Genomic DNA, 1552 nt, shown 5'->3' on the forward strand with positions numbered 1-1552 from the left:
ATTCGCTGATTCGACGTGTGCTAGCAGCACGCGAGAGGAGCAAGAATTGCATTCCGAATAGCCGTCCAGCCAGTGAGGTAGTAATGACGAAGCGGCTTTTGTGCGTAGTCGTTGCGGACGCAGGGCGTTCAGGGCATCTCCCATCCGCTGCGTAGGTGAACGAATTATGGCGACAGGAGTCCCGGAATTTCGTGAGGTAGCATGGCGCGCCTGCGATCATTTGCCCTTTTTTGATCATTTTCATTAGCTCAATACCTGCTAATGTTTTTTGAGCACTATAGAAGTTTTTAAAGCACAGCATATACGCGCCATCGCGCGTCTTCATGATAGATTTTGGGACTCCATGTCACAAAAATCGATTCGCCGCACCGCGAATCATTTATGCCTTGGCACGCCCTGCGTCCACCTCCCCCATGCACAAAACCCGCATGGCTAAGGCTCCCTCAAATGGCTCTACGGCTCATCGGGATAAAATTTTAGCCTCCCGAGCCCGCTGCTAGCGCACTTCGGATTGGCAAATTTCCCTTCGCCTACCACCGACTATTAATCCATCCAGGATTAACAGCGTAGGTCGAGTGGTTCGTTTAATATTCCTATGATCCTGTTCGATAATATTATTTAAATATTTACATTGCCTGATGACAATAGGAGCTGCTTTATTTGAACCACTTTTATCTATATTGACTAATTCAGGCCGACCATTTCTCTTAATGGCTTTCTTAAAAAATTGCTTGGCTGCTTTCATATCACGCTTTGCAGTGAGTAAAAAGTCAATGGTGTTCCCTTCTTTATCAACTGCTCGATAAAAATATTTTCACTCCCCTTTGACTTTAATATAGGTTTCATCCATACGCTACCACCCACCCACAGGACGCTTCTTTTTGTGAAATTCTTTCTCTAATTTAGGCGCATACGTGATAACCCAGCGGTTAAGTGTGCTGTGGTCAACAGGTAGCCTCATTCTTCCGCTATTTCTTCAAGATTGCGATAACTGAGTGGGTCAGCCAAGTACCATCTGACATTTAGGAGAATGATCTCTTTTTCAAAGTAGTGCCATTTAAAACTAAGCATTTGAGAATTCCTGATATAGAAAATTAAACTTAATGATAGCAGATAACCTGAGAAAGTGAACTTTATGCGACAGAACCGCATGGCGCGCTTATCCAGTTTTAGCTGATGGTTGTTTAATTCAATATATACCTATTTTGGTTCTGTCGCAATAATTATTAAAAGCGCAGACCTTCTGGCCTTCAGGCATAACTATCCTGCTAAAGCCATAAACTGCTTATACGCAGGCATATTTTCCTTAGACAATTGTTCCTTTCGGATCATATGTGCCGTTTCAATTCCATCAATGGTTGCTTGAGCGGAGTGAAACGCTTTAAAGCCCATCATTGGCTTTGTTATTTTTTTGATAAAGCGATGATCCTGTTCGATGATGTTATTCAAATATTTAACCTGTAATATGTCGATCATAGTGGCAAACCCTGCTAGGATTAACAAGAGGTTAATATTGGCTAATCCTGCATAGTTAGCGCCACTTTTATCCATA

General features: G+C 42.7%; 2 protein-coding genes and 1 pseudogene. 1 reads left to right on the forward strand and 2 read right to left on the reverse strand.

The features are described 5' to 3' along the window. The first annotated feature begins 100 nt into the window (after positions 1 to 100). On the forward strand, positions 101 to 247 hold the full coding sequence (locus CDZ78_RS22465) for a hypothetical protein (protein ID WP_167374430.1): 147 nt from the start codon (positions 101 to 103) through the stop codon (positions 245 to 247). A 324-nt stretch (positions 248 to 571) separates the two neighbouring features. Here the strand turns inward: CDZ78_RS22465 and CDZ78_RS20225 are convergent. Together CDZ78_RS20225 and CDZ78_RS20230 are read right to left on the reverse strand one after the other, a co-directional pair. Continuing rightward, a pseudogene (locus tag CDZ78_RS20225) lies at positions 572 to 1071 on the reverse strand (IS6 family transposase); the annotation flags it as partial. Positions 1072 to 1260: 189 nt separating this feature from the next. Further along, positions 1261 to 1552: DDE-type integrase/transposase/recombinase (locus CDZ78_RS20230; protein WP_140414264.1), on the reverse strand; the 292-nt coding region annotated here is incomplete at its 5' end.

Source organism: Bathymodiolus platifrons methanotrophic gill symbiont (assembly GCF_002189065.1).
Taxonomy (GTDB): domain Bacteria; phylum Pseudomonadota; class Gammaproteobacteria; order Methylococcales; family Methylomonadaceae; genus Methyloprofundus.